We start from the raw sequence: 26,558 nt of genomic DNA on the forward strand, positions 1-26,558 counted from the left end.
TTTTATGGCTGAAGTATCCGCTAAAAGCCCTCTAATCAAATCACCACTCTGAAGATACAGATAAATAAATTGCGCGTGGCTCCCCAGGAAAATACCTGTCCCCAGCAAAGCTGCTATAGTCCGCTCGCTCTGCGTAAGCCCTATTGGTTAGATTTAACATCCTTGCTGAGAGAGCCCAACGATCAAATTCCCACCGGGCTCGCAGATTCAATAAGTTATGCCCAGAATATTCATGCTGATTTTGGGGGTCGGTGTAATAGCGCCCCTGATACAACCACTCCAGTTCAGCGTTTATACCTTGCCGAGGTTGCCACTGCAGGCGATAGCTACCGAAAGCCCTGGGAGCTGAATCCACAAGATTGCCATCCAGTAGTACTCCCCTCAGCTCTCGCTCATCTCGATAACGGTGCTCCGCATAACTGGAAGAAGCCTCCAGTCGCCAGTCCTGAGCAAATTTATAGCCAAGAGCCATCTCTACACCGCGATGTGAGGTTTTCCCATTAGATTGGTTAAAGTACTCCGTATCCCGAAAAATCACATTGTGCTTGCGCATTCCATAAGCGACGAGCTCATAAGAAAGGTTTTCCTTAATAGCTCGTACCCCCAATTCAATACTGCTGATTTGCTCGGACTCCAATTCGGCAACAGTTTGTTCTCGCTGTAAACGGTAAAGTTCTGCTGCCTGGGGAACCCGATATCCTTGAGTCATATTTACAAATAATTGCAGGCCTGATGTGAAATCGTAAGTAGCTCCTAGTTTGGGTGACCAGTTCTGGAAACTGTCTTTGCGGTCCTCTGGCCGGCTAAACCTACAGCCACCAAAGCCACAAGGGAGACCATCCTCGGCCGTACGGCCAGAAAGCATTTTATTGTTGTAGTCATACTGTACCGACTCAAAACGTACACCGCTGTAAAGCTTTAAAGTATCAGTAACATTCCAGGTAGCCAAAGTAAAAGGAGCAACGCTGTAAGCATTTACTTGATAGTCATAGTGCTTACCTACAGGGATAGTCTCCCGCAAAAAATCTGATCCCTCAGTTGGATCTTTTTGGCGTTCTCGTAAGTAGCCTTGAGTAAATTCTGTATCTAGCCCCATTACTACTTCCAAGTTGCCTGCCCAGCTAAAAAGATAGCTACTCCGCAAGCCGATACTCTCCTGGCCATTTTCTTCCAACGCCTGCCCCGGCAAATAATGCTGCAGAAAACGCATATCTGTTTTTCTAAGATAAGGGGCCAGTGATAGCTTTTTTTCCGAGCCCAAATTAATATCGAGAATGGAGTAAAGCCGTACCGCGGAGGCATCGCGGAATGCTTCTGGATTCGGGTTTTCCCTGTCCCGCTGATCATCCCGATAGGCATTGTATCCTTCGATATAACCCGCTGTTTCCTGATTTAAATTCGTGACTGCCAGACGAGAACGGATTTGTGTCTTCCCTGTAGTGACAGAGTGTAAAAGGCTGAGCTTTTGTTGATCGTAACCAGAGTGGTCCCGATAACCACTATCAGATGCCAGGGAAAGATCTGCTCGCACTCTGCCTTTGTTAGAAAGGTTAGATTCTGCCGAAATACTGGCTCGATAGTAATCGTGAGGACCACCTTCAAAGCCTAAAATGCCAGAGAAGGCCTTGGTATTTTCTTCAATTTCCGGACTCAGAATATTCACGACACCATGCATAGCATTGGAACCATACAGGGTGCTGGCCGGGCCGCGAATAACTTCAATTCTCTGAGCCATTTCACTATGGGATTCAAACAACTCATTAATATTGCAGAATCCATGTGCCCGCAGAGGGATGCCATCCTCCATTGTCAGCACACTGCCACAGGCTCCAGCCCCAGACAGTACTGGCGAACGCAATGCGGGTAAATATTCCTGGCCGTTACCCCTTGCCACATTGGCCCCAGGAACCCGCACTAAACTTTGCTGGATATGATTGTGCTTAATCAGCTTTAACTCGAAACGATCAAGCATGGAGAAACTTTCTGGATAATTCTGAAACTGTTTCTCAACACGACTGGCTGTGACAACGACCGACTCTATTTTCGCCGAATCCGACAAAGCCACCTGACTGACCGACAAAAGTATTAGCACCAGGCTCTTGGTTTTTATTAACATGCTTCCAGCTTATTTTTCCTTCGATATCAGTCAACCATACAGGACCTGGGCAGGGTTTTCCCACACTTCCCCTACTTCTCTCAAAGTCTCCTTCCGCATTAAGCTATCAAGCTCCCTGTCAAAATCTATACCGAAGTAAAAACACGCTATAAAAAGGCGTCATCTGCAAATTAGTCAATCTATTTCCCCTAACTTCTAGGCAAAGTGGCAGATAGCTATTCTCCGACCTAACCTCCAAGAGGAGGTCGAAATAAGATTTTTTAAAAATTACCCTTTAAAGAGGAAAAGCATGGCCTGGTTCTACCTGTTAATGGCCGGTCTTTGTGAAATAGGCTGGGTGCTGGGGCTAAAAATATCCCAAGAGACATCGACTCGCCTGCTGGGTGTTGTAATGGCGGTCGTATTTATTGGGCTCAGTGGGTTTTTATTGTGGTTGGCCCAGCGAGAGATTCCCATTGGCATCTCCTATGCTGTCTGGACCAGTATCGGTGCGGCCGGTGCCTTTCTGATGGGAGTCATTTTCTTTGGTGAGACAGCCAGTCTCGGACGATATCTCGGAGTACTGTTAATTATCGTCGGGGTAGTCACATTAAAATTGGCCCGCTAGCTTGTATAAAGGCTTTGAAGGGCAGCGAATGCTGCCCTTCAAAGCCTGGTTAAATAGCGCTTAAAAAAATAGAGGTGTAAAAAAAGAGGCAGTCATTTTTTCAATCCTCTCCGTGATACTTACGTTTACGCGCCTGGTTTTGCACAGATCGATACATCTGGGATAGCGCTCTCTCCCCTGCCCGTTTCTGCGCGAGAGTTTGACCGTTACGGCTTAGTTCCTGTTGCAGTTTTTGCCAATTGCGCAAGCGCCGCTCATCCAACGAACCGCCCGTTATTGCCTCTTGTACCGCACAGCCTGGCTCTGACTGGTGCTGGCAGTCAGAGAAGCGACACTCTCTGGACAAGGCCTCAATATCAGAAAAAGTCTCCGCCACGCCATCTTCAACATGCACCAACCCCAGCTCCCGCATTCCAGGGCTATCGAGTAACAGCGCCCCCCAACTCAGGGAGTGAAGAGAGCGTTTCCTTGTAGTGTGACGCCCTTTACTGTCGGCTTCGCGAATGGTCCCAGTCTCAGCCAGGGATTCGCCAGACAGCGTATTTAGCAAAGTGGATTTACCCACTCCAGAAGAACCTAACAGCGCGATAGTTTCCCCAGATAAGCACCACTGGCGCAGCTGTGCCACGCTTTCTTGATCCAGGCTATTTACCATTGCAACAGGTAATTCACCGAATGGGCGCAAAGCCTGAAGAAAAGGGGCAGTATCTTCACACAGGTCGGCCTTAGTCAGTATCAAGTGTGGGCGGCAACCGGACTCCCGCGCCAGAACCAAATAGCGCTCAATGCGTGAGAGGTTAAAGTCATCATTCAGGGAGGAAACAATAAAAACACTATCGACATTGGCGGCGATCATCTGCACCTGATGCCCCGCAGGTGCCATGCGCTCAAACTGGCTGCTACGGCTCAACAAACGCATAAAATATCCACTGCTCTTCTCTAACAACAACCAATCCCCCACCGTCGGCAAATTAGCCACAAGACTCCCGGTTAGGGGAAGGGACACAGCCCCCTGCTCACCGGCCAATTCCAGGCGACTGCGGTGTACAGCCATAACCCGCAGCGGCAAACACTGTTCGAGTTCGTCGAGTGTCAGCTGCTGTTGGAAAAAAGACTTCCAACCAAGTTTTTGTAGCGGAGAAGCTTCCCGCTCAATTTTGATAGATGGGGATTTAGTGCCGAATCTATTAACAGACCGGCGGGTAAAGTGAGATTTACTCAAGATTGAAACCCTCTGGGCGCAACAAAGCACCAAGCGACCGCAGATACGCGGCCAACAGAGCTTTCTCAGGGAAAGCCCGACGTCTAGGAATCTATCGCCGGGCGTGGGCAGCTGGAGGCTGCTACTGGACCCGACGGAGGGTTGCAACAATCATCAATCATCCTCCGCAGTTATTGAGTTCTGGATTCCGCCATAGTACCTGGCGGGTTATGGGCAAATTAGCACTACCAGGGGGTAGGAGCAAGGATAATCCCGGGAAGCCTCTCAGTAATTGCCCCGCCACAAAAAGCAAAGCCGGCAAAAGCCGGCCTTCGAATCCGATTACAGCGAGTGCATCACCTTTCTCGACTCACCATAACCCGATCAGTTGAGTATAGATCCGGCTTTTTCTTTCGCCATCACGTTTACTCGGGAAGCATCTTCTCCTGCGGGTGTTTCCACCAAGTGACGAATTTATAAAGGTTTTATGACACCCCCAACCACCTCCCCCAGACCTCCACCTCCTCGGGGTGGGAGGCCGTCAATGCGTGACTGCGATTCAATACCAACTGAGAGAACCGCAACAAGTACAAAAAAAATGGGAAACGCTATGCCAACAACAAAATTTACAGGGCCCGGCACAAGGGTGGGACTGATTCTGGGGGCAGTCTTCTGCTCCATTCAAATACCGGTTTGGGCATCTGACACACCAGATCCCACAGAGGTCAATATTCCCGGCAACCTACAAAGCCAACTGGGCTGCGATGGTGACTGGCAACCAGGTTGTGTCGCCACCCTGCTCAGCTATGACAGCGAAGACAACAAATGGCAAGGCAGCTTTTGGATACCCGCCGGCAACTGGGAGTACAAAGCCGCTCTCAACAACAGCTGGGATGAAAATTATGGGTGGGGCGGCCAGCGGGGCGGCGGTAATATTTCCCTTAGCCTGGATGAGGCCCGCGAAGTTAAATTTATCTACGACCACGAGACTCACTGGATCACCGACAACCACAGTAGCGTGGTCGCCGCTGTAGCCGGCAACTTCCAATCCCTGCTGGGGTGTCCGGGAGACTGGCAACCCAGTTGCCTGCGCAGCTGGATGCAGGATGCCGATGGAGATGGCACCTACACCTTTATCACCTCAGCGCTTCCCGCCGGTTCCTATGAATTCAAGGTAGCACTGCACGAAGGCTGGGAGGAGAGCTACGGCAACAATGGAGCCAACGTCAGCTTTACCGTGGTCGCCGATTACGACGAAATCTACTTTGCTTTTGACTCGAATAGTAAAGAAGTCACCGTCAGCAGTGATGGCTTCGCCAAGGGTGACCTGAGCAGCGATAAAGCGCACTGGGTAGATGCCAACAGCTTTGCCTGGGATATTCAGGTGCAGGAAGATGCAAAGGTTAAATTGCACTACAGCAACAGCGCCGAGCTAAAACTGGAGGGCGGTGATATCCGTTCCGATGGCACCATCGATCTCACCTCTCTCGCCACCCTGCCCGACAGCGCCCAACAAAAATTCCCGCACCTGGCCAGTTTCAGTGCCTGGCAATTGCCAGGGCAGGCCTCCATCAGTGATCTGGTCACCCAGCAGCTGGCCCTCGCCGCTTACGATGAGGAAGGCACGTTACTGGATGCGACTGGTGTGCAGATGGCAGGCGCGCTCGATGACCGCTTTTACTACGAAGGTGAACTCGGTGCCCGTGTCGGCGAGGAGAATATCCAGCTCGATCTTTGGGCGCCCACTGCACGGGCAGTAAAGCTGCACCTGTTTACAGACCCCAGCAGCGATAGCGCCGATCAGGTGGTATCCATGCTGCGCGATGAATCTACCGGGGTTTGGAGTGCCGATATCGATAAGCAGTGGGACCGCAGCTTTTACCTCTACGAGGTCGAGGTGTACTCCTACTTCAGCCGCCAGAATGAAACCAACCTGGTCACCGACCCCTACTCCCTGAGTCTCTCCATCAATAGCAGCAAAAGCCAGATCGTCAACCTGAATGACCGGGACCTGAAGCCGCGCGGTTGGGACCGCCTGCGCAAGCCCATGTTAACTCAGCCGGAAGATATCAGTGTCTACGAGCTGCACGTACGCGATTTCAGTATTGCGGATCAAACTGTCCCCGAAGCAGAGCGCGGCACCTTCAAGGCTTTCACCCGCAAGCACAGCGACGGCATGCGCCACCTCGATAAACTGGCCCGCGCCGGCCTCACCCATATCCACCTGCTGCCGGCCTTTGACTTTGCCACAGTCAATGAGGATCGCACACAGCAGCAGCAAACCCCCGACCTCTCAGACTACGCATCGGACAGCAGCAAGCAGCAGACCCAGGTAGATGCTATTCGCGATACCGATGGCTTTAACTGGGGTTACGATCCATTGCACTACACGGTCCCCGAAGGCAGCTATAGCAGCGATCCCGATGGACCTGCGCGCATTCGCGAATTCCGTCAAATGGTGCAAGGGCTATCCCACTCCGGCCTGCGACTGGTGATGGATGTGGTTTACAACCACACCAGCGCCTATGGCCAATACGACAACTCCGTACTCGATAAAATCGTCCCCGGCTATTACCACCGCCGCAATCTGGAGGGCGGTGTGGAAATGAGCAGCTGCTGCGCAAATACCGCCAGTGAGCACGCCATGATGGAAAAGCTGATGATCGATTCCCTGGTCACCTGGGCCCGGGCCTATAAGGTGGACAGCTTCCGTTTCGATCTGATGGGACACCACAGCCTCGACAATATCCTCAAGGCGCAAGCGGCATTGCAATCACTAACCCCGGCAACCGATGGTGTCGATGGCAACGCTATCTATCTGTACGGCGAGGGCTGGAATTTTGGCGAGGTGGCTGACGATGCTCGCTTTGTACAGGCCCGCCAGGGCAATATGGCCGGCAGCGGTGTCGGCACCTTTAACGATCGCCTGCGCGATTCCGTGCGTGGCGGCAACCCCTTCGGAGGCTTTGAGGAGCAGGGCTTTGGTACCGGTCTGTTCACCGACAGCAACGGTAAGTTTGAGGGAGAAGATGAGCGTGCCACACTGCTAACCCTGGCAGATAAAGTCCGCGTTTCCCTCGCCGGCAACCTAGCGGATTATCCTTTTGAAGATGCCTACGGCAATATCATTACCGGCAGCGAGCTAGTCTATAACGGCCAGCCCACCGGCTATACCGCCGACCCGCAGGAATCCATTAATTATATTGCCGCCCACGACAACGAGACGCTGTTCGACGGAGTACAGATCAAAGCCAGCGACAGCGCCGACTTGGCTGAACGAGTGCGTATCCAGGCATTCAGTAATTCCCTGGTTCTGTTCGCCCAGGGAGTGCCGTTTATCCACGCAGGCCAGGATTTCCTGCGCTCAAAGTCGATGGATCGGGACAGTTACAACTCCGGTGACTGGTTTAATGCACTGGACTTCAGCCTCGCCACCGATAATTGGGGTGCGGGTTTACCTATCGCAGATAAAAACGAAGATAACTGGTCCCTGATGCAACCTTTACTGGCAAACCCAGAATTGGCTCCCGAGCGCCGGCACCGCTTGTGGAGCTCTGCTCTATTCCGCGAGCAGCTGGCGATTCGCAACAGCTCTCCCCTGTTCCGCTTGTCTGATGCAGAGTCCGTAGAAGCACATCTCAATTTCCTCAACACCGGACCCGACCAGATTCCTGGGCTGATTGTGATGGAGTTATCCGATTCCAATGGCAACATCGATCGCCGCTTTGAACGTATTGTGGTGCTGTTTAATGGCGATGACGAATCATTGGAATTTACCAGCGAAAACCTTATTGGTGAGTACCTGTTAAAGCATCCACGTCAGCGCCGCTCTGTAGACTTACGCCTGCACAAAGTAAAATTTGATCGGAGCAGCGGCACCTTTACTCTGCCCGGCCGAACTACCGCAGTATTTGTGCAGCCACGCCGCAGATATTAATTCTCTGCAGAATAAAAAAGGCCGGATTTTCCGGTCTTTTTTTGGATTTTTTAGAAACTTATTTCCGGCTTTCACCAAGTAATAACTCCACAATTGTCATATTCCGCAGATTGATTTAGCTTGTGCCTAAATAATAAATAGGTGTACAAATCATGAAGCGTTTCCTTTTCAGCAGTATCGCAGCGACTCTTTTCTCTTCCTCAGTACTGGCAGAAACCATTATCCACGCAGGCACGCTGCTCACTGTTCCCGGTAAAAAACCTTTAAAAGAGCAAAGCGTAATAATCGAGGATGGCAGGATTACTTCCATCCGCCCTGGTTATGTGAACAGAGATGATGCCGAAGTCATTGATCTTAAGGACAGCTTCGTAATGCCGGGCTTAATGGATATGCACGTTCACCTGCAAACTGAGTTGGGCCCCAAAAACGATTCCGAAGCCCTAAAGATGTCCATGCCATTGACCCAAATGCGCTCGCAAATGTTTGGCATGCGTATTCTGAAATCAGGTTTTACCACTGTACGCGATGCGGGTAATAGCGGTGAAGAAATGTATGCGATGCGCGATGCGATCAATAATGGCTGGGTAGATGGCCCACGTATTATCGCAGCCGGCGGAGTGGGTATTACCGGAGGGCACGCAGATATCAGTGGAGTCAGCCCCGAGTTAATGGCACTGCATGACGATAAAACCAGAACGGTATGCGACGGCCCCTATGATTGCCGCCGCGCGACCCGTCATACGATCAAATACGGAGCTGACTTTATCAAGATCACCTCTACCGGTGGCGTACTTACCGATCGCGCTACAGGTACCGGCCAGCAGATGGAAATCGATGAGCTAAAAGAGGTGGTCCTGGCAGCCCAGCGCATGGGTCGCAAAGTAGCCAGTCATGCGCACCAGGAAGAAGGCATTATCGCCGCACTGGAGGCCGGTGTAGACAGTATTGAGCACGGCACCTACGCAGGTCCCCGCGCCCATAAGCTATTTAAAGAAACCGGCGCTTACCTGGTTCCAACTCTTCTCGCCGGCGATACCGTGGTACAGCTGGCAAAAAATACCGATGTTTTATCTGAGGCTCAGAAGGAAAAAGCCATACGTGTTGGCACAGATATGCGCGGCAATTTCCGTAAAGCGGTCGATGCCGGAGTAAAAATTGCCTTCGGTACCGACTCAGGTGTATCCAAGCACGGCATCAATGCACGCGAGGCTGTCCTGATGAGTGAAGCCGGTATGGACAATATGGCCATCCTACAATCCGCTACCGTTAACGCCGCCGACCTGATCGATATGAGCGATTCACTGGGCACAATTGAGTCCGGTAAGTACGCCGATATTATCGCCACCAATGGCTCGCCACTGGATAATATTGAGGAACTCTTAGACGTGGACTTTGTGATGAAAGGGGGCAAGGTCTTTAAAGATTAGAAGCCCAATATTTTTGGAGCTTCTGAATTATTCAAAGCCGAACTTCAAATACTCGAACTCGGCTTTAATTAATTTCCACAAAAAAAGGCCGGGATTATCCGGCCTTTTTTTGTGGGGGTGCCTGAAGGAGGTTAAAAGTTATTTTTCTTCTTTCCCTTCCTCATCCTCATTTTCAATCAAATGGCCAAGCTTACCTTTCTTGGTGGACAAATACTTGGCATTGTGGGGATTGCGCCCGGACTGGTGCGGCAGGCGCTCAGTCACATTAATACCCAAGTCCTCCAACGCTTTTACTTTGCGCGGGTTATTGGTCATCAAGCGAATGGCATGAATACCCAGGTGGTCGATCATCGCTTTCAGAATTGAATAATCCCGCATATCGGCGCCAAAGCCGAGCTGCTCATTGGCCTCCACGGTATCCGCACCGCAATCCTGCAAATGGTAAGCACGGATCTTGTTTAAAAGGCCTATGCCACGCCCCTCCTGGCGCAGGTAGAAAATAGCTCCACGTCCTTCCATGGCAATGCGGTGCATGGCATGTTGCAACTGGGCACCACAATCGCAACGCAGGGAAAACAGGGCATCACCGGTCAGGCATTCCGAGTGAATGCGGGCCAGTAGGGGCTCGTTGGTATCGAAGTCCCCCATGGTGAGCACCACATGCTCCTTGCCGGTCTCCACTTCCTCGAAGCCGTGCATTTCAAACATACCCCAGGAAGTGGGCAGCTTTGAGGATTCCACATAACGAATGGTCAACTTAATACCTCTTCACGTCAGTTGCGGGCGCGCAGTATCAGCACACCCCTCTGCTGTTCCATATCTAACCGGCCGAGAAAACTGTTTCCCAGAAGCACCACTTGGGGAAAGTTATCAGTGTGCACGGTAGCTTCTACATTGTGCAATTTAATGCCACCGATAGTGACACTGCTGAGATTGATCAAATAAGCACTGGTGATACCACTGGCGGTCGACACCGGTATGCGCTTGGCACCATTAAGATTTAAGCGCAGACGCTGGGCGGTGGGGTAATTGATTGCCAGAGCGGTCGCTCCGGTATCCACCATCACTGGAACCCGCATCCCATTAATCCAGGCATCGGTATTGAAATGGCCACGACTATCTCCCATCAAACGCACTTCGGCGCGCTCAGCCTGGGCATAACTTGCGGCGATGGGCGCATCCAGGGTGAGCTTCTGTTCGCGTCCATTCACGCGAACACGCGCATAACTGGTCGTCGATTCAATCAAGCCAACCCCTTCCGGTGACTGTTGGCCTGCCTTAAGAATGCGTTGGCGGCCATCGATTTCCAGCATGGCGCTATCGCCAAACAAACCCTTCAGCTGTACCTGTTGTGCCCAGGCTGTACTGGAAACCAGAAACCCCAGCAGAAGCCAAAATGCCTTGTGCATCGATAATCCCTATCCGCTAAGCCCCTACAAAAAACACGGTTATTTGCAATATTAAAGCCGCATAAACGGCGGCCAGTATATCGTCGAGCATAATTCCGACGCCACCCTGTACCCGCCGATCTGCCCAACCGATGGGCGGTGGCTTGGCGATATCGAACAGGCGAAAAAGTACGAAACCGTAAAGTGCCCAAATCCAGCCAGCCGGGGCCATAAACATAGTGAGCCAGTAGCCCACCATCTCATCCCAAACGATGCCCCCATGGTCATGTACACCGAGCTTCTTTGCCGCAGCGCCACATAAATAACACCCCACTAAACCCGCCACCACTAGGATTCCCAGGTACCAAGATGGGGGGAGATCTTTCATCAGCCACCAAAAAGGTATGGCAACCAGAGTGCCAAAAGTACCCGGTGCCTTGGGTGCCAGCCCCAAACCAAAACCAAAAGCCAGCAACAGAGTAGGATCGCGCAAAAGCTCGGAAAAACTGGGGTTATGTATTCTCATTGTCTTATTTCCAAAGCCACCACCGGCACTTCCGGGCCAATACCATTTAAAAATGCTGATAGCCAGTGACCGCTGGCGACCAAGGGTTGCCATTATGCCAGCAGCGCACCCCGGTACTGCCCTCAATGAGGGTGCCGATAGCAGTTACTTTCAGGCCCAGTTGGTCCAAATCTGCAACCCGCTGCTGGGGAACGGTAAAACAGAGTTGGTAATCATCGCCACCGCCTGTAGCCAGAGCCATTGCTTTCTCTGCGGCAAGAGTTTGCGCCAAGGGAGAAACGGCCAATCGCTCCAGATGAATATCAGCGCTGACACCGCTGGACTCACAAATATGTCCCAGGTCCGCGAGCAGACCATCGGAAATATCCAGAGCCGCACTGGCCAACTCGGCAATCGCCGCAGCCACAGGGAATTGGGGTTCGGGATAATAGAAGGCGCGTTCACACTGCAGCTGCACATCGGCATTCACCCGCTGCTCTCCCAGCACCACAGGCAGAGCGGCGGCAGCAGCACCTAGAGGACCGCTGACATAAACGTGATCACCGGGGCGGGCACGGTCTCGGCGCAGTGGCGATTCCGTGTGTCCGATCACCTGAATGGTGATCGACAAAGGGCCCGCAGTGGTATCGCCCCCGACCAGAGAAACACCAAACTGTGCCGCGGTCTGCAGCAGGCCATCGGCAAATTTGCGCAACCAAACTGCATCACTGTCAGGCAGGGTCAGGGCCAGGGTAAACCAGAGTGGGCGCGCATTCATTGCCGCCAGGTCACTGAGATTAACCCTGAGTGCACGCGCGGCAATAGCAGCGGGGTCCGCATCAGCCGGAAAGTGGCGGCCTGCCACCAGGGTATCCATAGAGGTGGCCAACTGCCCCGAGGCAGGTGCCTGCAATAGAGCGCAGTCATCACCTATACCCAGAGCAACCCCTTCACCCACAGGAGCACTGGCGAAAAAATCGCGGATAATTTCAAATTCGCCCGGCGCGGTTCCCATCAGCGTGACTTCAGGACTTCTTGTCTGCGGCCACTTCCACAGTGCGCAGGTCTGCAGCAGTCTTATCCAGGATGCCGTTGATGAACTTGAAGGCGTCGGTGGGGCCGAATTTTTTCGCCAGTGCTACTGCTTCGTTAATCACTACTTTGTAGGGCACATCGATGCGGTTTTTCAGTTCATAAGTGGCCATGCGCAGCAGGGCGCGGGACACCGGGTCCAGATCTTCCACTTTGCGATCCAGATGGGAGGAGTAAGCGCCTTCTACTTCGTCGAGGTTTTTGGCAACCCCGTGGAAGATATCGCGGAAATATTCCACGTCGGCTTTGCTCATATCGTTGTCAGTATGGAACTCGGCTTCAATCGCATTGAGGCTGGCGCCGGCCATTTGCCATTGGTAGAGCGCCTGCATGGCGTAGTGGCGCGCCTTGCGGCGGGCAGATGCAGTTACGGTCATTGTCTTTTCCGGTAGATACTTCTCAGAATGGGCAGCGCCGGCGCAACTGGCCGGCGCTGTGGCAATTAGATTTTGCCGAGTAGGGAAACCATTTCCAGGGCGGTTTCGGCAGCTTCACAACCTTTGTTGCCAGCCTTGGTGCCGGAGCGCTCGATAGCTTGCTCAATGGAGTCCACAGTCAACACACCAAAGGTCACCGGAATACCGGTATTCAGGGATACCTGAGCCAGACCTTTGGTGCACTCACCAGCGACATATTCGAAGTGCGGAGTGCCGCCACGAATCACCGCGCCCAGTGCAATAATCGCATCAAATTTTTTGGTTTCCGCCAGCTTTTGCGCGGCCAGCGGGAATTCGAAGGCACCGGGGGCGTAGTAGATGGTGATATCCTCATCCTTGATGCCCTTGCGGCGCAAGGTATCGAGGGCACCGTCTTTGAGGCTCTCAACCACAAAGCTGTTCCAACGGCTCACCAGCAGCGCGTACTTACCTGTACTGCCGACAAAATCCCCTTCAATCACTTGAATGTTGCTCATAATGTCCAATCCGTATTTCTTTCCATACCCGTGCCATTTCAAATGCGCCGGGAAACATTCTGTTATTACTCTTCGACGTTCAAGTACTCTTCCACTTCCAGTTCAAAACCGGAAATAGCGCTGAACTTAAACGGCGCACTCATCAGGCGCATCTTGCGCACCTTGAGATCACGCAGTATCTGCGAACCGGTACCCACCTGCTTGTACACTAAGTCCTGGCTGGGGCGCTGCTGCTTGCCGCTGATCAGCCAATCGATACTCTCCTCGATTTCCTCGGTGGTCTCGTTATGGCAGATCAATACCACCACACCTTTGCCCTCTTTCTCGATGCGCTGCATGGCGCGGCGGAAAGTCCAGGGGACAAATTTTTCATCACCGCGCTGGATGGTGAGTACATCGCGCAGGGTGTTACCCACATGCACGCGCACCAGGGTCGGCTCCTCCGGCGTGGGCTCACCTTTGATAAAAGCGAAGTGGCGCTCGCGACGGGCCTTGTCAAGATAGGTGCGCAGCTTGAACTCGCCAAACTCGGTACGCACTTTGCGCTCATTCACACACTCCACGGTTTTCTCGTTGAGCGCGCGGTAAGTAATTAAGTCGGCAATAGTGCCGATCTTCAGGTTGTGCTCTTTCGCGAACTTCTCCAGATCCGGGCGGCGTGCCATGGTGCCATCGTCATTCATGATTTCAACGATTACCGCCGCCGCCTCGAAACCCGCCAGGCGGGAAAGATCACAGCCGGCCTCGGTATGGCCGGCACGGCTCAGTACGCCACCGGGCTGGGCCATAATCGGGAAAATATGTCCGGGCTGAACGATATCGCTGGGTTTGGCATTTCTATTTACGGCGGCGCGCACGGTACGCGCACGGTCCGCAGCGGAAATACCGGTGGTCACCCCTTCGGCAGCTTCGATAGAAACGGTGAAGTTGGTGCTGAACTGGGCACCGTTATCCCGCGACATCAGCGGCAGGTCCAGCTGCTCACAGCGCTCCTTGGACATGGGCATACAGATCAGACCGCGGGCATGGGTAGCCATAAAGTTAATATCTTCGGCGCGCACCTGCTCCGCTGCCATCACCAGGTCACCCTCGTTTTCGCGATCCTCATCGTCCATCAGGATCACCATTTTGCCCTGGCGGATATCGTCGATCAGTTCTTCAACCGTATTTAATTCCATTGCTAACTCTGGATAAATTAATCAATTGCAAATTGAGCGGCTTTCCCTGCAGTTACACTCACCCGCCCTCACTGGCGCGGCATGCCGGGATAAAGCCAGCTAGCGCTTGTAAAACCCGTTCTGGGCGAGAAATTCGAGTGTCATACCACCGTCGCTGGATTTGGCCGCCTCCTCGCCAAGAAGCAGGCGCTCCAGGTAGCGTGCGATCAAGTCCACCTCAAGATTGACCCGGGTGCCAGCCGCGTAGCCCTGCATAATCGTTTCCTGCAAGGTATGCGGCACAATGGTGAGTTCAAACTCAGCACCGTCCACCGCGTTAACGGTGAGACTGGTACCATCGACAGTAATCGAGCCCTTGTGGGCAATATAACGAGCCAGATTATCCGGTGCGCGCAGGCGAAAACGCTCGGCACGGGCCTCGGATTTACGCCACACCACCTCGCCGATACCGTCCACATGGCCGCTGACAATATGGCCGCCAAGGCGGGTTTGTGGGGTCAATGCCTTCTCCAGGTTGACCCTATCCCCGCGCTTCCAACTGCTGACACTGGTGACATCCAGCGTCTCCGCGGAAACATCCGCCCAATAGCCATCACCGGGCAGCTCCACTACGGTCAGACAGACCCCGTTGGTGGCGATACTATCGCCAAGCTGTACATCGGCGAGGTCCAGCTTGCCGCTCCTAACGCGCACGCGCAGATCCCCACCGCGCGGCTGCAGATCGGCAATCTCGCCGACCGCTTCAATAATTCCAGTAAACATCAGCGCTCGATATCCGTGGTTGCGGTGATGCGCCAGTCGTGGCCGACCGCGCGCATATCGGTAATCGTGATCGGCAGCACCGAGCCCATACGCTCAATGGGCAATTCAAACAGCGGCCGCGCCGTGCTGCCGAGCAGCTTGGGCGCCAGATAGACAATCAATTCGTCTACGTGCCCCCGGTAGAGAAACTCACCGGAAAGGATCGCACCGCTTTCTATCAGTACTTCATTGCATTCGCGTCGGGCCAACTCTTTGAGTAGGGCAAGCAGGTCTACCCGACCGTCCTTGTCCTGAGGCAAAACAACAACTTCGGCACCGGCGTTTTCCAGTCGCTGACGGCGCTCTGGATCGGCGCGCTCAGTAGTGCACACCAGTGTGGGGGCGTCCCCCTGCAAAATAAAGGCCTTTGCCGGCGTACGCAGCTGGCTGTCGACAATAACGCGCAGGGGCTGAACTTCAGCAGCCTGTTCCGCTTCGAGCAGCTCCAGCGCCATCTCATCGGCGCGTACATTGAGATTCGGGTTGTCGAATCGCACAGTCTCTACGCCAGTTACCACTGCGCAGCTGCGCGCACGCAGGCGCTGCACATCGGCGCGCGCAGCCGGGCCCGAAACCCATTTGGATTCACCGCTGGCCATGGCGGTGCGACCGTCTAAACTCATCGCGGATTTGCTGCGCACCAGGGGTAACCCCAAGGTCATACGCTTGATAAAACCCGGGTTGAGCGCGCGGCAGCGCTCTTCCAGCACTGGCCCCTCTACCTCAATGCCCGCATCGCGCAGTTTCTGCAAACCGCTTCCGGCAACCCTGGGGTTCGGGTCTTCCATACCGTATACCACACGTGCAACGCCGGCCTGCACCAGTGCCTCGGCACAGGGACCTGTGCGGCCACTGTGGCTACAGGGTTCAAGGGTCACATAGACGGTGGCGCCGCGTGCCCGCTCGCCTGCATCGCGCAGGGCTTCTATTTCAGCGTGGGGTTCGCCAGCACGCTTATGCCAGCCCTCAGCAATTACTTGGCCATTAGCATCGGTGATCACACAGCCGACCCGGGGATTCGGCATAGTGGTATAGAGACCGCGCTCCGCCAGCTGAATAGCGCGGCCCATCAGTGCCTGGGCACTCTCTACAGCCATTTGACTCATTGCGTTTGGTTTTCCTTACTGGTCAGGCGCTCAATTTCTTCACTGAAGTCGCTGACATCTTCAAAGCGTCGATACACCGAGGCAAAGCGCACATAAGCGACCTCATCCAGCTCGCGCAACTGCTCCATAACCAACTCACCGATGGCCCTCGCGGGCAGCTCGCGCTCACCCGTTGCGCGCAGTGCATGCTTGATTTGGGAGACTGCGGATTCCACCCGCTCGATACTGACCGGGCGCTTCTCTACCGCGCGCTGGATGCCCGCGCGCAATTTGTCTTCATTGAAGGGCTCGCGCTGGCCATTTTGTTTGATCACCCTGGGCAACAGCAGCTCTGCGCTTTCAAAGGTGGTGAAACGTTCATGGCATTCGAGGCACTCGCGCCGGCGGCGCACCTGATCGCCCTCCGCCACCAGGCGGGAATCGACTACTTTGGTTTCTTCTGCGCTGCAGAAAGGACAGTGCATGTGGGATCGTCCCCAGGGGAATGGAAAATGGGCCGCAGTTTATCACAGCCGTTGCCCCCTGTGACTGCACCACGCACCGCTGCGGTGCAGCACACTGTGATACAGCCATAAAAAAAGCGGCTCACCGAGCCGCTTTTTCTAGCAAAGCTAAATTAGGCTTTCTTGTACACAGGAAACTGTGCACAGATCTCCAGAACTTTTTGCTTCACATCGGCAATGGTGGCTTCAACATCGCCGCCTTCCAGTGCGTCCAGGATATCGCAGATCCAATGGGTCAGCTGCTGGGTTTCCTTCACGCCGAAACCGCGCGTGGTAATCGCCGGAGTACCGACACGCAGGCCACTGGTGATGAAGGGAGAACGCGGGTCATTAGGCACCGCATTTTTATTCACTGTGATATTGGCATTGCCCAGGGCCTCATCGGCATCTTTACCGGTGTATTCCTTACCGATCAGGTCCACCAGCATCAGGTGGTCATCGGTGCCGCCAGAAACTATATTGATACCACGGTCGAGGAAAGTCTCCGCCATAGCGCGGGCATTTTCTACCACCTTCTTCTGATAAGCCTTGTATTCTGGGCTCATGGCCTCCTTAAAGGAAACCGCCTTGGCCGCGATAACATGCATCAGCGGGCCGCCCTGACCACCGGGGAATACCGCCGAGTTCAGTTTTTTCTCGATCTCGTCGTTTGCACGGGCCAGGATAATGCCACCGCGCGGTCCGCGCAGGGTCTTGTGAGTGGTGGAGGTCACCACATCGGCGTGGGGAATAGGCGATGGGTATTCACCAGCGGCAACCAGACCGGCTACGTGGGCCATATCTACAAACAGGTAGGCACTCACTTTGTCGGCGATTTCGCGGAAACGCGCCCAATCCATGACTCGGCTATAGGCGGAAAAACCGGCCACGATCATCTTGGGCTTGTGCTCCAGAGCCAGACGCTCCACTTCCTCGTAATCCACCTCACCGGTTTCCGGGTTCAAGCCGTACTGCACCGCATTGTAGATTTTGCCAGAGAAGTTGACGCGGGCACCGTGGGTCAGGTGGCCGCCGTGAGCCAGGCTCATACCCAGCACGGTGTCGCCGGGGGCGCATAGGGCTTGATATACCGCCGAGTTGGCCTGGGAACCAGAGTGCGGTTGTACATTGGCGTAATCCGCACCAAACAGCGCCTTAGCGCGCTCAATCGCCAGGGTTTCCACTTTATCCACATACTCACAGCCACCGTAGTAGCGTTTGCCCGGATAACCTTCTGCGTACTTATTCGTGAGGCTGCTGCCCTGGGCTTCCATGACTTGTGGGCTGGTGTAGTTCTCGGAGGCGATCAGCTCAATGTGGTCTTCCTGGCGAGAATCCTCTTCGCGGATAGCTTCCCAGATTTCGGGATCGTAAGAAGCGAGCGTGACAGATGAATCAAACATGGTGTTCCCTCGGTAATGCGGGCTGAGTAGAGACTGGTGTAACTAGGTAGCACTGTGCTCAGGCCTTGCAACTTGGCCTCAGGCGCCAATAGGCCCCACTGACTACTCAAAGAATCCTGAGCATTTTAGAAAGGCGCGCATTGTACACCAAGGCCACAGGGATTGCGCGAAAACCAAAACCCGGCCAGTTAGCCGTGTTTTGGACTATTGATTGCCTTAGAAATGAGCAATTCAGGGGCCGGACTCATAAGCCACCTCTTTAAAAGCTTGTTTTACTCAAATACCTTGTCACTGCTGGCCCTTAAGCTAAGCCAACGCCAAGACCATACTAGGATCACCAGTCACTGCCTCATTCTCATACCAGTGACTTATACCCGCCACCAGCTTGTGTGGACCGGTAGGACACCAATAACAATGTATGGCCTATCCTCCGCTGATAACCGTGATTAGAGTGCATCACAGCACTCAGTCTACAAAATAAAAGTGAGGAATTAATACTCAAACCCTGTGCGGCAATTAACATGGCTTGAGCCCAATTTCATTATCTCACAGCCTTTGTATGACTCTAACTCGATAACTGGTTTTGGATAATTTTTAAAATGGTGCCCTTTAATTTCTTTACTGCGCCAAAATCCTCAGGTTGTACCACTTTTTTTTCGCTACTTGATCCACATCAATTCCTCTCTCGAGTCTGCTGGCAACAATAAGCTTCGAAACTGATCGCGGAGGTCTGGGATGAACAACATCTACCGACAACTCTGTTTAGACCATAAAAATATGCAGCAAATGCTCAATGCCTTTGAGCGCTTGCTACAGGACCTTTTTGGAACTCATGAGCGGGACCCTAACACACTCTCTCTGATTCTTGACGCACTGGATTATTTTTCTGTTTACCCAGATAAATATCATCATCCGGTAGAAGACTTGATTCTTGCTCGCTTGCTGACCAAACCTGTGCATGACCGAAGTGCTATTTATGAAGCGCAGATGCAGCACGAAAAAATTGCTGCAACCACCAAGCATATGTGTGCACTTTTCTATGCCGTAGCCAATGACGCCATGGTTGAGCGGAGAGTGTTACAAGGGGCTAGTAATAGCTATTTGCAGTTACAGCGAAATCATATTGAGCTGGAAAATTCTGCGATTTTCCCTCAAATAGAGCAATATCTACAGGTAGAAGACTGGAAACAAATATACAAGCAGGTAAAGCAGTTAAAAGATCCCTTTTTCGATAAAAACACCAGAAATGTATATGAATCTTTACGCGAATATCTGACTCAACCAGAAACACCCTCACAAGTATTTGCTTAAGATGACCGGGTCATTTCACAAACTATAAAAAGGCGGAGACATGAAAATCAAGCGTCACGGAATCTCCATTGGCATGGAGAGAATTGATGATGATTTCTTCCTGTACATCAAAGCTGTTGGGCAGTTGACCCATGAGGACTACGAATATATAACGCCTTTGCTAGAGTATGCTCTTGAGGGCGTTAAAAAACCAAAGGTACAAATGCTGATTGACTTGCGGGATTTTGAGGGCTGGGGTCTGCACGCGATTTGGGATGAATTCAAGCTAACCCTTAAACATGGCAATGAATTCTGCCGCATTGCTGTACTTGGGGATGAAGGCTGGCAACAGCTGGCCACCAAAGTTGGAGGATGGTTTGTAAGTGGCGAAGTGCGTTACTTTGAGAAGCAGCACGAGGCCATGGACTGGCTGTCACAAGCACCGGAAGAATTAGAGAAAAAAGGTGCAGAAAAGGAATTAGCTTTCTCCACACACTCCTGATAAGTAGTGGATTCCGGGGGCGTTTTCGCCCCCTTTTTTATTTTTTAATGCTCAAACCCTTATCCTTTCCAGAAAATTTTCGCCACTTCAAAGGCTTCTAAACCTCGCCCTCATAACCACAGTGGGTTCCCGCTATTTCACTAAGCCCCAGTAAATTTTGAATCTGCACTACCCTGCCATTTACTTGGATAACCCCCTGCTTTTGAAAGCGAGTAAACAGACGACTCACCGTTTCTGCAGTTAATCCTAGGTAATTGGCAATATCTGTACGCGACATTGAAAGGATAAATTCATTGGGGGAATAACCGCGACAGGCATAGCGACTGGAAATATTCATAAGCAATGCGGCAAGGCGAGTATCTGCAGAACGTTTGCCAAGCAGCATTAAAATTTCATTCTCCTTGCGCAACTCTTCGGAAAAAATGCTGTAAATCTGTTGCTGCAGGGCCGGAACCTGTTGCGCCAGCACTTCCAGTTGAGCAAAAGGCAGGAGACAGACACTGCTGTCTTCTAACGCCTCGGCATAGCTAGAGTGAACACGGGTACTATAAGCATCGAGGCCAAGTAATTCTCCCGGCAGGGCAAAATGTGTTATCTGGGTATCACCATCTGCGGCAATTACTACATTTTTAAAACTGCCAGAGCGAATCGCGTAGAGATTTTGAAATGAATCGCCAGCCCGGTAGAGAGATTCTCCAGCCTTAATGACCTTCTTTTTTCCAGTGACCTGTTCGAGGCGATCAATCTCTGCCAGAGACAGGCCCGCAGGCAAACAGAGACGCCTGACAGAGCAATTACTGCAACTTACTGCCACTGGTGAATCAGCCATACCCAAATCGCCTTTTAACAATATAGGAAAATTGTAACGGCATTATTGAAAAGCGTCGCCACCCAGAAATAAAACACTAAATATTAAAAAATTAGTATCGAGGCTAACCATCTTTCTAAAACAACGGACCAATATATACTACGTTTACACAATTTCAGACATTACTCTTCTACATAAAAATAATGACTAGCGGGTGCTCCTGGGCTTATCTAAATAAACAAAGCCCTGCGAAAACAATGAACTTTTCGGTAAATCATTGATTGGCAGATAACAGGGTATTTATCACCATTTTCTGCTGAGCTTTACCACTTGGATCTGCATGCGTTTTATAAGCACAAAATTCATTGGCCCAAGGAGAAGTACGGACCCGAACCGGTGGATCTTCACTTTCAACAATATCTAAAACTACCTGCGCCACCTGCCCGGCACTCTGATAAAGACGGGCCGTTTGTTCTGGTGTGCGCCTCTGGATACCACTCATATATTGTTCGAATAAGCCCTGGTAATCTCCTTCTGGCACACCACCATCCACTTGCAGTTGAGATAAAACACTGTTGGCAAATTCAGAGTAAATGCCGCCAGGTTCAACCGCAGTGAATTGAATGTTAAAGCTGGGCTGGATATAGCTAGCCATAGCCTCTGTGTACCCCTCTACAGCAAACTTGGCAGCACAATAAAGTTCATTAAACGGCTGCCCCACTAACCCACCCACAGAAGAAATGTTGATAATCCGACCGCTGCGTTCCTTTCGCATATGGGGGAGTACTGCCTTGGTGCAACGCACTACCCCGTGGAAGTTCACATCCATAACCCACTGTGTCTCTGCCTCTGAGGCCATTTCGGTGGTTTTCACAAAGCCGGCACCGGCATTGTTAACCAAAATATCGATACGCCCCTGCTCCTCAATAATGGTATTCACAGCATGTTGAATACTTCCTGCATCCTGCACGTCTAGCGCTAAAACGTTGAGCTTGTGCCCAAGCCCGGCATCTTTCAGTAGTGGGCCCGCTTTGTCCAAATCCCTCATGGTGGCGTAGACAACATACCCCAGCTTCGCCATTTTGGTGGCCAAACTCTGTCCCAAGCCTGTAGATGTTCCCGTAATCAGTACTACCTTGCCCATAGGTCCACTCCAACACTCAGAAAAAGTATACTGCCTGGTGTACGTTACACCTTTAACCCACAAAGTAAACCGGCTGGTTTACACAGCTGTAGTCTTGCGGCTTCACCAGCCATGCCCGGGCCGGCAGGTTAGCGAATGGCTTTTCAGCCATAAGGAAGAAGCTGTTAACATTACCGCCAATTTTTCCGGCTGTTGAATCGATGCCTCCGGCCCGGGTAACAGCTCCCACACTTATCTTCAATACAGTTATTACTATGAGCATCGCCGATCTGGATTTTATCAAGACTCTCCCCAAGGCAGAGCTGCATTTGCACATTGAAGGCTCGCTGGAGCCAGAACTAATGTTCGAGCTTAGCCGGCGCAATAAAATTGAAATCCCCTTTTCCAGTGTTGAGGAAATTAAGGCTGCCTATAAGTTTCACAACCTGCAGTCCTTCCTGGATATTTACTACCAGGGAGCCTCGGTCCTTATCCATGAACAGGATTTTTACGATCTAACCATGGCCTACTTGCAGCGCTGTCGTGAAGATAATGTTGTGCACACTGAAATTTTCTTCGACCCCCAAACCCATACAGAAAGGGGTATTGATATCGGTGTGGTTATTCGGGGCATCCACAGCGCTCTAAAAGATGCCGAATCTGAGTGGGGAATTAGTAGCCACCTGATTCTCTGCTTCCTGCGCCACCTGAGTGAGGAAGAGGCCATCACTACTCTGGAATCCGCCAAACCTTACCTGGAATTTATTAAGGGTGTCGGCCTGGACTCCTCAGAACTGGGACACCCCCCCAGCAAATTCCAGCAAGTCTTTACCATAGCTAAAGAATTAGGCCTGGAGAGGGTCGCTCATGCGGGGGAGGAAGGGCCAGCTGAATATATTAAAGAGGCCCTGGATTTACTCGATGTAAGCCGCATAGATCACGGCGTGCGCTGTGTGGAAGACGAGGCTCTGATTGAACGACTTATCGATCAGGAAATTCCCCTCACCGTATGCCCTCTGTCCAATACTGCACTGTGTGTTTACGACGATATGAGCCAACATCCCATATTACAGTTATTGGAGCGCGGGCTCTGTGTCACGGTAAATGCCGATGATCCCGCCTATTTTGGCGGTTACGTAAACCGCAATTACCAAGCACTGAGTGAAAGTCTTGGCATGACCCAAAAACAGGCAAAACAGCTGGCTATCAACAGCTTTAAGGCCAGCTATATTTCTCAAGCCCAACAACAAAAATGGGCGGAGGTCATCGCCGCTATTTAATTAAGGCAACTCTAACGTAAATAATTTGAAAAATTTTATAGGGCCTGCTAATTATTTAGCCTGGGCCCTTTTAATCAACTAAGCCTATCAAACTCTGATAGAGTGCTTAATCAGTCTTCATCGTAACCGTAATGGGTTCCGGCCAGTTCACTGAGACTGATCATATCCAGTATTTCCACCGCCCGACCACTTACCTTAATCAGCTTTTCTTTTTGAAAACGTGAAAATAATCGACTTACGGTTTCTGCAGTTAATCCAAGATAGTTGGCAATATCTGTGCGCGGCATAGACAACACAAATTCACTGTGCGAATAACCGCGGCGAGCATAGCGGCTGGAAATATTAATCAGCAAAGCCGCTAAGCGGGTATCAGCCGATCGCTTGCCCAGCAGCATTAAAATATCATTTTCCTGGCGCAGCTCCTCAGAAAAAATACTATAAATCTGTTGCTGCAACGCGGTGACCTGATTAGCCAGTAATTCCAGCTGGGTAAAGGGCAACAGGCAGACACTACTGTCTTCCAGCGCCTCAGCGTAACTGGGGTGTACGCGGCTACTATAGGCATCCAGCCCCAACAACTCACCTGGCAGGGCAAAATGAGTGACCTGCGTATCGCCATCCGCTGCGATAACCACAGTTTTAAAACTGCCTGAACGAATAGCGTAAAGGTTTGCAAAAGGATCACCGGAGCGATACAAGGTCTCACCGGCTTTTACAATTTTCTTACGGCGCGTAACCTGCTCTAGTCGATCGATATCTGCTTGAGATAACCCCGCAGGCAGGCATAAACGTCTAACCGAGCAGTTGCTGCAACTAACCGCTACTGAGGAATCCATCATACTAAACCAGTCGGTAAACTAATTTGCGGCTATTGTACCCGCTGTGAAGACAATCGTCTCCTGTAGAACATTAAAGAACACGAGAATATTGTGCATCAGTTTGCTGACTGTGTAAGTAAATATCAAAAGCCGAGGCAACATTGCGTACAAACCAGCGCCCCTGCTCCGTGACGGTGATCTTTTTTTCATCCTGATAAATAAGACCATCCTCAAACATGGGTTCCAGCCTTTTGAGTTCCTGGAAAAAGTATTGATTAAAAGGTACGCCAGTGCGACGCTCAGCCTCAGTTTTATCCAGGCTTAACCGGCACATCAGTTCAGTAATAACCCACTGACGCAACTTATCTTCATCACTCATTAACCAGCCGCGACACGAAGCATTACCCCGCTCAGTCACGGCCTGGGTATATTCTTTCAGACGGTGCAGGTTCTGCCAGAAACCATTACGGCTGTAGCTGATTGCGGAAGCCCCCAGTCCAACTAACGCATCGGCGGGCATTAATGTGTAGCCCTGGAAATTCCTCTGTAACATCCCCGCATGAGCGGCCTTGGCCAGCTCATCTCCCGGCCGGGCAAAATGGTCCATACCCAGGAATTCATAACCAGCCTGGCCCAAGTGCTCTACCGCAGCCAGCTGCATTGCTACTTTTTCTGAGGCGGAGGGAATAAGTTCCGTATCGATAAGACGCTGAGCTTTAAAACGATGGGGTAAATGCGCATAGTGATAGAGGGCAATACGATCCGGCTGTAAATCTAGCACCTTATCCAGGGTGCTGTGCAAACTGCTGAGGTTTTGTTTGGGCAAACCATAAATCAGATCATAGGAGATAGATTCGAATCCCCGCTCACGCGCCGCAACCGTTAATTCAGTCACCTGGTCGGCACTGCAAATTCGGTTGATGGATCTCTGCACCTCGATATCAAAATCCTGCACGCCCAGGCTCAAGCGATTAAATCCGAGCTCTCTTAGGGTATCCAAGGTCTCCAGCTCCAAGGTGCGTGGATCGGCTTCAATGCTGTACTCCACTCCATCGCCTGGGCATAAATCAAAAATCTCACCCAGTCCTTCCATCAAGCGGCGCATATCTCCATCGCTGAGAAATGTGGGTGTACCACCTCCCAAGTGCAACTGGGTGACCGGTACCTGGGCCACCTTGTCCCGATACCAGCGAGCTTCCTGCAAGAGGTTATCCAGATAGCTGGAGGCGAGACCGTATTGGGAAGTAATTACCTTGTTGCAAGCACAGAAATAACAGAGAGAACGGCAAAAGGGGATATGCACATACAGGGATAAGCTGCGAATATTTTTTAGTGCATCCCAAGGTTTGATACTGCCATCCAGAGGTTTAAATCTGTCGGCTGTGGGATAAGAGGTGTAGCGCGGGCAGGGGCCACTGTATCGGGATAACAGTTGTTCTGATAGGCCACCTATAGTGCTTTTAGTCTCTTGCATCATATTTCCACAACCTCAATCAATTGTTTGCGACAGCCTCCCGCACAAACTAAAAGGCAGTCGCCGAGCTCCCACGGGGAAAACCGCAACGACTGCCACACTCCAAAACTAGAGTGCTGCCACCTTAGAAGCGGTAGCCGAGACCCGCCATATAAACCAGCGGGTCGATATCTACTTTAGCGGTGACATTACCCACACCAGGTACCTTTACGGTGGCGTCGGTATCAATATCCATCCAGAACACAGACATATTAAACAACCAGCGCTGATCTGCGCCGAAGGCGAAATCGATACCCGCTTCAGCCGCCAGACCGAAGGAATTATCGAGAGATAGTTTTGCGTCGTCAGTAGCCTCTAGGGTTTCAAAGACCGCATTAGCAGTACTGCTGATTTCCTCATCGAAGAAAGCGGTGTAATTCACCCCCAGGCCAATATAAGGCTGGATCGCGGACTGAGTATCCATGGGATACCACTGCACCAGCAAAGTAGGCGGCAGATGCTTGGTTTCACCCAGCTCAAAAGTTTCACCCAGACCTTCAGCTTGAATCTCATGCGTAAAAGGAGTGGCGGCTACTAGCTCAAGACCCCAGTGGTCACGGAACATATACACACCGGTTAGGCCCAGAGCGGAGCCGTCATCCACATCTACCCCGGTGCCGTCTTGCTTAGCTCCACCAACATAAAGCGCGCTGGAACTGGTGTCGGGCGCTACTGTGGCCATACCACCGCGCAAAATAAAGCTGCCCTCTTCGTAGGCCAGTACCGGTGCAGAAAGTACGGCGGTCAGGGCGGCTGTCGCACAAGCAGTTATACGATTCATTAACTTCTCCATATAGCGATTTAGCATTTTTCCCGACTTTGGAAGGCCCCCTCCAGGCACAATCACAAGTCGCAGGCAGGTTAACCGCTGGCCGCAATCGTGAGCTTGATCCAAATCAAGCTGTAGAATTTCGGAATTAAAAGCAGCGTATTGCCCATAACGCTTGTCTGGCCAATCATCAGATGACCTTCCGAGCGGGGCTGCGAAGATAGCGATAGGGGTGTAATGAAGGAACGGCTAGGGGGCTAGTAATTGGTACCTATTGCCAATTTTGCGAACTGGTACAA

At 51.9% G+C, this 26,558-nt stretch carries 25 protein-coding genes; 6 read left to right on the forward strand and 19 right to left on the reverse strand.

The window, feature by feature from the left end; translation table 11 throughout:
* Positions 1-40 precede the first annotated feature (40 nt).
* A complete protein-coding gene (locus ACJJJA_RS20050; RefSeq protein WP_444903177.1) occupies positions 41-2,116 on the reverse strand; it encodes a TonB-dependent receptor in 2,076 nt (691 codons plus the stop codon).
* Between the two features lie 289 nt (positions 2,117-2,405).
* Here ACJJJA_RS20050 and ACJJJA_RS20055 point away from each other — a divergent pair, with 289 nt between their 5' ends.
* The gene (locus ACJJJA_RS20055; RefSeq protein ID WP_252083343.1) at positions 2,406-2,723 is read left to right on the forward strand and encodes a DMT family transporter; all 318 of its coding nucleotides are present in this window, start codon (positions 2,406-2,408) and stop codon (positions 2,721-2,723) included.
* Between the two features lie 100 nt (positions 2,724-2,823).
* Here ACJJJA_RS20055 and rsgA read toward each other — a convergent pair whose 3' ends face one another.
* A complete protein-coding gene (gene rsgA / locus ACJJJA_RS20060) occupies positions 2,824-3,945 on the reverse strand; it encodes a ribosome small subunit-dependent GTPase A (RefSeq protein ID WP_444903178.1) in 1,122 nt (373 codons plus the stop codon).
* 589 nt (positions 3,946-4,534) lie between these two features.
* Between rsgA and pulA the strand changes: the two genes are divergently transcribed.
* Both pulA and ACJJJA_RS20070 read left to right on the forward strand, forming a co-directional pair.
* Entirely contained in the window at positions 4,535-7,861 is a 3,327-nt protein-coding gene (gene pulA, locus ACJJJA_RS20065) for a pullulanase-type alpha-1,6-glucosidase (RefSeq protein WP_444903179.1), read from the forward strand.
* Positions 7,862-8,013: 152 nt separating this feature from the next.
* A complete protein-coding gene (locus tag ACJJJA_RS20070; protein ID WP_444903180.1) occupies positions 8,014-9,288 on the forward strand; it encodes an amidohydrolase family protein in 1,275 nt (424 codons plus the stop codon).
* 138 nt (positions 9,289-9,426) lie between these two features.
* On the opposite strand, the gene ribA is transcribed toward ACJJJA_RS20070, so the two are convergent.
* The 11 genes from ribA to glyA all read right to left on the reverse strand — a co-directional run bounded on the left by ribA (position 9,427) and on the right by glyA (position 18,156).
* Positions 9,427-10,044, reverse strand: coding sequence for a GTP cyclohydrolase II (gene ribA, locus ACJJJA_RS20075; protein ID WP_252083347.1), 618 nt, complete (start codon positions 10,042-10,044; stop codon positions 9,427-9,429).
* 17 nt (positions 10,045-10,061) lie between these two features.
* A complete protein-coding gene (locus ACJJJA_RS20080) occupies positions 10,062-10,697 on the reverse strand; it encodes a retropepsin-like aspartic protease family protein (RefSeq protein WP_444903181.1) in 636 nt (211 codons plus the stop codon).
* Positions 10,698-10,713: 16 nt separating this feature from the next.
* A complete protein-coding gene (locus tag ACJJJA_RS20085; protein WP_444903182.1) occupies positions 10,714-11,202 on the reverse strand; it encodes a phosphatidylglycerophosphatase A family protein in 489 nt (162 codons plus the stop codon).
* A 46-nt stretch (positions 11,203-11,248) separates the two neighbouring features.
* A complete protein-coding gene (thiL, locus tag ACJJJA_RS20090) occupies positions 11,249-12,196 on the reverse strand; it encodes a thiamine-phosphate kinase (protein WP_444903183.1) in 948 nt (315 codons plus the stop codon).
* Between the two features lie 10 nt (positions 12,197-12,206).
* Positions 12,207-12,650, reverse strand: coding sequence for a transcription antitermination factor NusB (gene nusB / locus ACJJJA_RS20095; protein ID WP_444903184.1), 444 nt, complete (start codon positions 12,648-12,650; stop codon positions 12,207-12,209).
* 65 nt (positions 12,651-12,715) lie between these two features.
* Positions 12,716-13,186: a 6,7-dimethyl-8-ribityllumazine synthase gene (gene ribH / locus ACJJJA_RS20100; protein ID WP_152454910.1), complete on the reverse strand. Its 471-nt coding sequence runs from the start codon at positions 13,184-13,186 to the stop codon at positions 12,716-12,718.
* 65 nt (positions 13,187-13,251) lie between these two features.
* Positions 13,252-14,364 carry a bifunctional 3,4-dihydroxy-2-butanone-4-phosphate synthase/GTP cyclohydrolase II gene (gene ribBA / locus ACJJJA_RS20105; protein ID WP_252083351.1) on the reverse strand — a complete coding sequence of 371 codons (1,113 nt, stop codon included), beginning with the start codon at positions 14,362-14,364 and terminating at the stop codon, positions 13,252-13,254.
* 99 nt (positions 14,365-14,463) lie between these two features.
* Entirely contained in the window at positions 14,464-15,126 is a 663-nt protein-coding gene (locus ACJJJA_RS20110) for a riboflavin synthase (protein ID WP_252083352.1), read from the reverse strand.
* On the reverse strand, positions 15,126-16,271 hold the full coding sequence (ribD, locus tag ACJJJA_RS20115) for a bifunctional diaminohydroxyphosphoribosylaminopyrimidine deaminase/5-amino-6-(5-phosphoribosylamino)uracil reductase RibD (RefSeq protein ID WP_444903185.1): 1,146 nt from the start codon (positions 16,269-16,271) through the stop codon (positions 15,126-15,128). Before ribD ends, ACJJJA_RS20110 begins: the two co-directional genes overlap by 1 nt.
* Positions 16,268-16,735 (reverse strand): transcriptional regulator NrdR, encoded by a 468-nt coding sequence (gene nrdR / locus ACJJJA_RS20120; protein ID WP_252083353.1) that lies wholly within the window; start codon positions 16,733-16,735, stop codon positions 16,268-16,270. Before nrdR ends, ribD begins: the two co-directional genes overlap by 4 nt.
* A gap of 152 nt (positions 16,736-16,887) precedes the next feature.
* The gene (glyA, locus tag ACJJJA_RS20125; RefSeq protein WP_444903186.1) at positions 16,888-18,156 is read right to left on the reverse strand and encodes a serine hydroxymethyltransferase; all 1,269 of its coding nucleotides are present in this window, start codon (positions 18,154-18,156) and stop codon (positions 16,888-16,890) included.
* Positions 18,157-18,891: 735 nt separating this feature from the next.
* Between glyA and ACJJJA_RS20130 the strand changes: the two genes are divergently transcribed.
* Entirely contained in the window at positions 18,892-19,467 is a 576-nt protein-coding gene (locus ACJJJA_RS20130) for a hemerythrin domain-containing protein (RefSeq protein WP_444887222.1), read from the forward strand.
* A gap of 40 nt (positions 19,468-19,507) precedes the next feature.
* The gene (locus ACJJJA_RS20135; protein ID WP_444887223.1) at positions 19,508-19,948 is read left to right on the forward strand and encodes a SpoIIAA family protein; all 441 of its coding nucleotides are present in this window, start codon (positions 19,508-19,510) and stop codon (positions 19,946-19,948) included.
* A gap of 97 nt (positions 19,949-20,045) precedes the next feature.
* On the opposite strand, the gene fnr (ACJJJA_RS20140) is transcribed toward ACJJJA_RS20135, so the two are convergent.
* The 3 genes from fnr (ACJJJA_RS20140) to ACJJJA_RS20150 form a co-directional block, all read right to left on the reverse strand.
* Positions 20,046-20,777, reverse strand: coding sequence for a fumarate/nitrate reduction transcriptional regulator Fnr (gene fnr / locus ACJJJA_RS20140; RefSeq protein ID WP_252083357.1), 732 nt, complete (start codon positions 20,775-20,777; stop codon positions 20,046-20,048).
* A 253-nt stretch (positions 20,778-21,030) separates the two neighbouring features.
* Complete coding sequence (locus ACJJJA_RS20145) at positions 21,031-21,900, reverse strand: SDR family oxidoreductase (RefSeq protein WP_444903187.1); 870 nt, start codon at positions 21,898-21,900, stop codon at positions 21,031-21,033.
* Between the two features lie 52 nt (positions 21,901-21,952).
* Complete coding sequence (locus ACJJJA_RS20150; RefSeq protein ID WP_444903188.1) at positions 21,953-22,129, reverse strand: hypothetical protein; 177 nt, start codon at positions 22,127-22,129, stop codon at positions 21,953-21,955.
* A gap of 25 nt (positions 22,130-22,154) precedes the next feature.
* On the opposite strand from ACJJJA_RS20150, the gene ACJJJA_RS20155 reads away from it, so the two are divergent.
* Positions 22,155-23,159, forward strand: coding sequence for an adenosine deaminase (locus tag ACJJJA_RS20155; RefSeq protein ID WP_444903189.1), 1,005 nt, complete (start codon positions 22,155-22,157; stop codon positions 23,157-23,159).
* 110 nt (positions 23,160-23,269) lie between these two features.
* Here ACJJJA_RS20155 and fnr (ACJJJA_RS20160) read toward each other — a convergent pair whose 3' ends face one another.
* From fnr (ACJJJA_RS20160) to ACJJJA_RS20170, 3 genes are all read right to left on the reverse strand, one after another.
* Positions 23,270-23,998, reverse strand: coding sequence for a fumarate/nitrate reduction transcriptional regulator Fnr (gene fnr, locus ACJJJA_RS20160; RefSeq protein WP_444887226.1), 729 nt, complete (start codon positions 23,996-23,998; stop codon positions 23,270-23,272).
* A 70-nt stretch (positions 23,999-24,068) separates the two neighbouring features.
* Positions 24,069-25,454, reverse strand: coding sequence for an oxygen-independent coproporphyrinogen III oxidase (gene hemN / locus ACJJJA_RS20165; protein ID WP_444903190.1), 1,386 nt, complete (start codon positions 25,452-25,454; stop codon positions 24,069-24,071).
* A 121-nt stretch (positions 25,455-25,575) separates the two neighbouring features.
* Complete coding sequence (locus ACJJJA_RS20170) at positions 25,576-26,271, reverse strand: OmpW/AlkL family protein (protein ID WP_444903191.1); 696 nt, start codon at positions 26,269-26,271, stop codon at positions 25,576-25,578.
* Positions 26,272-26,558 lie beyond the last annotated feature (287 nt).

It is taken from the genome of Microbulbifer mixtoriginis (SeqCode) (assembly GCF_052466865.1).